Raw genomic sequence first — 6,898 nt, forward strand, 5'->3', positions numbered from 1 at the left:
CGGCCGCGGGCGGGACGACCGGCGGCGCCGGCGGCTGGGCGGCGGCCGCCGCGGCGAACGACAGGAGGACGGCGAGGGCGAGGGGCCGGCCGGGGGCGGTCGTCATTCGGGCGACTGGGTCGGAAGGGACGGGAGGTCGGCGAACGGGTCGATCACGCCCGCCGGCGGGGCCGGCTCGGACGGCGGGGCGGTCTCGGACGGCAGGGCGGTCTCGGACGGGTCCGCCGCGTCGGCCGGGGCGTCCGGGTCGAAGAGCGGGGCCGGCGGGAGCAGCCGCGGCTCGGACGGCGACCGCTCGAACGGCCCCGCCGCGGGGTTCTCGTCCGAGAGCGACGGCAGCGGCAGCGGGGCCGGGGCGGGCAGCAAACGCGGCGGAGCGTCGTCCCCCGGCGGCGTGGCGACGTCCGCCGCGGGCGGCGGGGGCCCCTCGAACGGCACGGCGCCCGGCGGGAGCGGCCCGGCCGCGAACACGCCGGCGAAGTCCTGATACCGCGTCGCCAGCAACTCCCCGGCCCAGGCCCGCCACTGCGGGCGGGAGTCGAGCAGGACGAGCTCCCGCAGCATCGCGGCGGTCTCGTGGTTCGGCTCCATCGCCGCGTCGCGGGCCCGGGCGAGGTTCGCCAGGAAGTCCGCCACGTCCGGCCGCATCGACGAAGCGGTCGAGTAAGCGTCGATCGCCTCCGGCAGCCGGCCGGCCGCCTCCATGACGAGGCCGAGGTTGTTGTGCGGGCCCGGGTCGCCGGGCATCAGCCGGGCGGCGTACTCGAACTCCCAGGCCGCCTCGTACAGCCGACCGGCCACGTAGTGCAGGTGGCCTAGGTTGTTGTGGGCCGGCCCATACCGCACGTCGGCGGCCAGGGCCGCCTTAAGCTTCTTCTCCGCCCCCTCCAGGTCCCCGCAGGCGATCTTTTCCAGTGCCGCCTCGTTCGCCGCCTTCGCCGCGGCCGTGTCGGCCCCGGGGTCGGCCCGGACCGTCTCGTAGGGCAGGCCGTCCCCGCCGCCCTTCCCGTCCAGCAGCGAGGCGCACCCCGCCGCCCCGCACAGGGCCAACAGCGCCAGCCGGCTGAGGATCCGCCGGGGTCGGGGCACGGCGGCGGGTTCGGGAACGAGAGTTGTGGGCGACTACTTCGGGCCGGACGTTGTCGGATCGTAGATCAAACGGGTCAAGGCGAGGTTCGCCGACCACCGCTCCGGCCCGGCCGCCGCCGCGCCCGCCGGCCGGTCGGCCCGCGGCGGCGTCAGTTGGAGCGAGGTGACCGTCAGCCCCGGCTCGTCCTCGACGAGGGCCTCGAGGAATCGCCGCAACTCCGGCAGCGTCAGCGGGGCCAGCGACAGGCCGGTGGAGCGGGTGCGGTAGGCCGTCTCCCCGGCCCGCCGGGCCGGCCGCGGGTCCACGTCGAGCACCGCGTCCGCCGGCAGGCCCGCCGCCCGGGCGGCCCGGTCGACCCGCTCGGTGACCGCCTCCTCGGCGGTCGTCTCCGGGGCCGCGGTGGGGGCGTCGGATCGCAGGGCCCGGATCTCCGCCGCCAGCCGCCGGCAGTCCGCCAGTGTCTCCCCGGCGGCCTCCGCCCCCGCCGCGGCGGCCGAGGCCCGCAGCCCCGCCCACACGGCCGCGACCGCCAGCAGGCCCAGCGCCCCGGCCGCCAGCCGAGTTCCGTTCGGTCCGTTCATTCTTCGGCACCCGCGTCCGGGAGCGGCCGTTCGGCGGCGAGGACGAAGGTGACCTCCTGGCCGCTGCGGCCGCTCCGCGGGGGCGGGACGGTCAGCCCCGCCGCCCGCAGGGCCGCGGCGACCTTCGCCACGTCGCCTAACTCCTTCACCGCCCCGGAAAGGTCCGCCCGCTGGCCCTCGACACGCACGTCGTCCAGCCGCAGCGTCAGGTCCTCGGCGGGCGGCAGGGCGGCGAGGACGGCGGCCAGGGTGGCGACGGCGTCGGGCGACGCCGGGGCCGCCCCGGCTGCGCCCCGCAGGCCCGCCGCGGCGGCCCGCTCGCTCTGCAGCCGGCTCAGGACCGCCAGCGGCGCCCGCTGCCCCGGGAACAGGTCTCGAAACGCCTCCTCGGCGGCGATCTGCCGGTCGGCGGCGAGTTTTTCGAGCCGGTCCGCCCGCCACAGCAGGGCGGCCGTCACGGCCAGCAGCGAGAGGGCCAGCGAGGCCCCCAGCGCCCGCAGCGGCCCCCGCACCGCCCGCAGCGGGTCCGGGTCCGCCAGCGGCCCGGTCCGCAGGTCGACCGGCGGGTCCGCCTTCCCGGCGAGGACCCACGCCGCCCCTGCCGCGGCGGCCTCCTCGAACGACGGCCCGCCCGGCTCGCTCACCTCGAACGCCCCCGCCAGCCGCCCCCGCAGCTCGGCGGCGAGGGTCTCGTCGGGGACCCGCAGCACGACCCGCGGCGCCTCCGGCCGGGTCAGGGCGAGGGCGTGGAGAACCCGGGCCGCGGCGGCCGGATCGCGGGCGGTGCGGGCCCAACCCCGCGGGGCGCCGGCGGCGTGCTCGACCAGTTCGAGCCCGTCGGCCGTCTGCCAGACCGTAACCGCCGGCGAGCTTATCGTGCGGGGCTGCGGCTCCCCCGGCCCGGCCAGCAGGGCCAGCGGCGTGATCGACCCGACCGGCGTCCCGCCCTCCTCCAGCGCTGCGACGGCCGGCCCCAGCCCCTCGGCCGGGGCGGCGACGCCCCACGCGGCCCCGGGCGTCTCCGGCCGCGGGACCGGCAAAAAGTCGGCCGCCAGCCCCTCGGCGGCGACCGGCAGCCGGCCCTCCAGGTCGAAGAGCAGGGCCTGCCGGTTCGCCCGCCGCCCCGGCCCCGCCGCCGGCCCGCACAGACAGGCCGACCAGGACGGGGCGAGTAACGCGGGGGCGGTGGGCTTGGACATCAGGGCGAGGATATGCAGGTGCCGTGTGCCATGCTCTCACCGGCCGGCGGAGCGGAGCGGAGCCGGACGGGGTGAGCATGCGAGCGGCTCCCGATCACCGCGTCACCTCCCCGAAGTCCGGCAGCGACCCCACGTCCAACGCCAGCGGCCCGGTGCCCGTCCCGGCGTAGTCGGCGGCGCTGCTCCACGCCCACTCCTCCGGCCGCCCGCACAGCCCGCGGCGGACCGGGTTGGCGTGGATGTACTGAATCTCAGCCAGCACGGTCCCGGCGTGGGTGAGGTTGCGGTCGTACCCGCCGCCGCGTTGCCAGAAGCGGTACGCCCGCTTCCCGTTGGGCTGTTCGTCCAGCATCCGCGGCAGAAACTCGGGGGCGTGCGTCTTCACCCACGCCACGGCCCGGCGGGCGACGCTGATCTTGACGCTCTGGCGGAACGCGGCCGTGTCGTACTCCGGCTCAGTCGGGCAGACGAGCAGGTGCAGATGTTCCGGCATCAGCACGTACGCCCAGACGTCGAACGGGTGTTTCGCCCGCGCCCGGTCGATCGCCTCCACGACCCACGTGCGGGAGCGGTCTCGGTCGAGGAACTTGCGCCGCCGCCAGCAACTCCAGGTGAGGGCGTGGGCGTGCCCCGGCTCGTCAATCCGCTTGAGGCGTTTGCGGTGCGGCATGAGGAACTCCGGGATCGAACGCCCACAACCTACAGACCCTCATGCCGCGTGTGCCATGCTCTCACGCCGCAGCGGAGCGTCAGCGCAGCGGAGGCGGGTGAGCATGCGGGGCGACTCGGCCCCGCTCGATGCAGGCGGGCGTCGCACTCCATGCTCACCCCGCGGCGGGCCGGGCCGATCCACATAGCCACGACACACACGCCGCGGTGAGAGCATGGCACACCGCGTCAAGAAACATGCCACCCCGCCGTCACCCTCGCCGCGGTGAGAGCATGCCACCGAACGCCGTGAGCTACAGGAGGAGTTTTGTCGCCGCAAGCTCCTGCGCCCGTTGCCGTTCGGCCGTCGTGGCGGGGCGCAGTTTGGGCGGACGCGGCGGGCGGTCGTGCTTCTTTTGAGGCCGGTCGCGGGGGCGCTTCGGGCCGCGGCGCGGCCGGCGGTCGATCACGCAGGCCGCCAGTTCGCTTTTGATCTGCCGGGTCCACCGACCCCCGCGGCGGACGGCGTGACGCAGCCGGCGCCGCACCGTCTTTAGGCTGCGGGCCGGCGACCAGCCCGCCGGATCGCCGCCGGCGGCGGCGACCGCCCCGGCCGTCAACAGGCCCAGCAGCAGGACGGAGAGGATCAGCCATTCCGCTTCGCAGAGGGCTCTGGCGGGGTTGCGGCTCCGCAGCGTCCGCGATCGCAGGGTCTGCTTGGCGGTGCGGAAGAAGACCTCCACGCCCCACCGCCGGCGATACAACTCCGCCGCCCGTTCGTCCGGCAGGTCGGCCGCCGACAGGTTCGTCAGTAAATACACGTTCGGCACGTCGGGGCGGTCGGTCTCGAGCTCGATCGCCCGCAACGACAGCGGCGGGCGGCCGGCCCGCCGCTTCGCCTCCGGCCAGAGCCAGACCTGCTGACCGCCGCCGCACGTTCCGTCGGCGTGCTCGCACGCGGTCAGTTCCGCCAGCAGCGTGCGGTCGGCCCCGACCCGCATCAAGAAGGCGCAGCCGGCGGCGTCCAGCCGGCTCAGCAGGTCGAAGTGCGGAAAGCCCGCGTCCGCCAGCAGCAGCGTGCGATCGGGCAGGTCGCCCAGCATCCCGTCCAGATGCCGGAGTTCGCTGGCGGTCCCGGCGCCCAGCCGGGCGGCGTACGGCAGGCCGGTCCCCAGGTGATACAGGACCGTCGCGGCGACCTGCGGGCCGGTCCCGCGGCGGCCGGCGGAGCCGAACGCGGCCTCGTTGGCTTCGGTTCTGGGCGCCTCGAAGCGGCTGCCGTCGGCGGCGAGCACGAGGAAGTCGCGGTCGCCGAACCGCTGGCGAAAGGCGTCCGGGGCCACGGCCCGGACCTGCGCCCGCAGGCGCGTCCAGATCGCCTCGGCCAGCGGACGCTGCGTCGAGACCAGGGCGTCGGCGAAGCCGGTGAAGGTCCGCGGCAGTCGCCGCCAGCGTTTGCGTCCGGCCAGAAAGGCCCGCGTGCGGTCGAAGGCGACGGCCCGCAGCCGCGTCTCCTGCCACGGGATCAGCAGCGCCGCGCAGGCCAGCCGCTGGGGCGTCCAGCCCCGCCGGCCAGGCAGTCTGAGGCCGGAAAAAAGCGGGGCGGCAGACGGTCTTCAATAGCGGCGATCAGGCGGTCGCCGTAGGTTGGATGCACGGGTTCGGTTCCTTCCGTTCGGGCTTCGCGGGGTGCTGCCAGGCACAAAACCGCGACCCTACGCAGGAGCCGAACCCGTTTCACGTCCGGCGGTTACGACGAATCACGCCCCGCCCAAGCTCACGGCGTTCCATGCCACCCAGAATTAGGGCAATGCCACCCGCCCGGTGAGAGCATGGCACACAGATTTAGAGCAATGCCACCCGCCGTATGACCTCTTTCCAGTCACCCGTCGCCTCCCCCCTTTAAACCTCGTCGAGCAACACAGTATCGTACACCCCGGTCACCCTCGCCTGCTGCTAACTGATCTCAACCCTGTTGCTAACCAACTCGTACTCGTCCTCCAGCAACCATAGCTTCAGAGCTTCGTAGCCGTCAGCCTGGAATACCACCTTTCCGCCTTCTTGTGGGTCAACAACTTCATAGGTTCCGGTGTCCGCGCGCACAAGAAGCAAGTAAGGAGGCACCAGCCCTAAGTCAGCCCACACTTCATACCATCCGGTCATGATGCAGGTCTCGTTCTTGGAATAACATGGTAGCAGCCAGTCTCTGCCTTTAATTTCAGTTCTCCGTAATGCAGAGGGATCTTGTTTCCCTGTGCGTCGATTCGGAATCCGATTGGCTCATTGAAATATTTGCCATATCGCTCCCATCCGCGAACGGTCCCTAAGCTGTCGCCGCACCTTAGTAGCTCTTGCTCTACTCTGCCGAGCGTCGCTTTGTCCTTGAAGACATGGGCAGAGCCGTCCTTGCGAATCAGCCTTGCGGACTCGGAAGTATCCGGCAGGTGCTTATTAAGGTGCTTTAGTTCGTACGAGAGGCCTTGGCGGCAAAGCAGTCCCCTTGGGGCGGTGCCGGCTGCAGCAGTAGCTGAGTTCCCGCTTACGCACCTCGTAGTCGCGGCAGCGGCCGCATTGCCGGGTGCAGCTACCCTTTTGAAACATAAGAACGCAAACCCGTGCCCGGCGGCCCTGCCGACGCCCTCAGGGGTCTGGATGTACTCGCAGGCGTCGTTGAAGGTCTTCGTGCACTCCGCGTGGTACCCGACGGGATCTCCGATAATCGTGCCTAACTGCTCGCACTGCCCTGCGACTGACATAGCCCACAGATCTTCGCCTGAGGTCGGTACGTAGTCGCCGGCCGTCAGGAAGAATCCACGAAACATCTGGTCCGGCACGGGTTCCGGCGGACAATACGGCGTGGGTGCCGGGCCTATCGATGGGAGCTCACTAGGGGGCGGAATGTAGGGCACGCCGTAAAGGGCGCACGACTCAGCCGACCTCGGCGCCATATATGGACGCCAGTCGGGGTGCTGACGAGCGGCCATCATCAGGCCGCAGAGTCCTCCTCTAAGACCAGTTGGGTCGACGAGGAACTTTACAGCGTTCCCGACGTACCTCATCAGGTTGGCGTCCCCCGCCGCGAAGCCCAGCGGGTCTTCGCTGACGAACCGCCCGGCGACCGGGTCGTACCACCGCGCCCGGTAGTAGTACAGCTGCGCGTCCGCGTCCCATTCCCGCCCGGTGTAGGCGTAGGCCGGCGGGCCGCGGGTCGGGTCGGACTGGCTCAGCACGCCGCCGTAGCTGTCGAAGGCGAGGTGGTCGACGACGCTCACGCCGCCCGACGCCAACTCCGCCCAGTCCCGCACGCTGCCCTGGTGGTCGCCCAGGGCCCAGGCGACGTCGCCCGAGCCGTCCTCGACGGCGAACAACTGGTCGGCCCC

The 6,898-nt window shown here is 72.6% G+C and carries 6 protein-coding genes; all 6 read right to left on the minus strand.

Features of this window, described 5'->3' with window-relative positions:
- Positions 1-102 precede the first annotated feature (102 nt).
- On the minus strand, positions 103-1,089 hold the full coding sequence (locus ACG2DA_RS20930) for a hypothetical protein (protein WP_395258402.1): 987 nt from the start codon (positions 1,087-1,089) through the stop codon (positions 103-105).
- 33 nt (positions 1,090-1,122) lie between these two features.
- On the minus strand, positions 1,123-1,671 hold the full coding sequence (locus ACG2DA_RS20935; RefSeq protein ID WP_395258404.1) for a hypothetical protein: 549 nt from the start codon (positions 1,669-1,671) through the stop codon (positions 1,123-1,125).
- Complete coding sequence (locus tag ACG2DA_RS20940; RefSeq protein WP_395258405.1) at positions 1,668-2,870, minus strand: hypothetical protein; 1,203 nt, start codon at positions 2,868-2,870, stop codon at positions 1,668-1,670. Before ACG2DA_RS20940 ends, ACG2DA_RS20935 begins: the two co-directional genes overlap by 4 nt.
- A 94-nt stretch (positions 2,871-2,964) precedes the next feature.
- A complete protein-coding gene (locus ACG2DA_RS20945; RefSeq protein WP_395258407.1) occupies positions 2,965-3,540 on the minus strand; it encodes an REP-associated tyrosine transposase in 576 nt (191 codons plus the stop codon).
- A 292-nt stretch (positions 3,541-3,832) separates the two neighbouring features.
- The gene (locus ACG2DA_RS20950; RefSeq protein ID WP_395258410.1) at positions 3,833-5,098 is read right to left on the minus strand and encodes an IS4 family transposase; all 1,266 of its coding nucleotides are present in this window, start codon (positions 5,096-5,098) and stop codon (positions 3,833-3,835) included.
- A 579-nt stretch (positions 5,099-5,677) separates the two neighbouring features.
- A partial coding sequence (locus ACG2DA_RS20955) for an RHS repeat domain-containing protein (RefSeq protein ID WP_395258408.1) occupies positions 5,678-6,898 on the minus strand: 1,221 nt, incomplete at its 5' end.

Origin of the sequence: Alienimonas sp. DA493, from assembly GCF_043951915.1 — a bacterium.
Lineage (GTDB): Bacteria > Planctomycetota > Planctomycetia > Planctomycetales > Planctomycetaceae > Alienimonas.

What these genes read in the sequence shown, in the direction of transcription:
- ACG2DA_RS20935 (WP_395258404.1), bottom strand. Translation starts at nt 1,671, where the DNA reads ATGAACGGACCGAACGGAACTCGGCTGGCGGCCGGGGCGCTGGGCCTG.
- ACG2DA_RS20940 (WP_395258405.1), bottom strand. Translation starts at nt 2,870, where the DNA reads ATGTCCAAGCCCACCGCCCCCGCGTTACTCGCCCCGTCCTGGTCGGCC.
- ACG2DA_RS20945 (WP_395258407.1), bottom strand. Translation starts at nt 3,540, where the DNA reads ATGCCGCACCGCAAACGCCTCAAGCGGATTGACGAGCCGGGGCACGCC.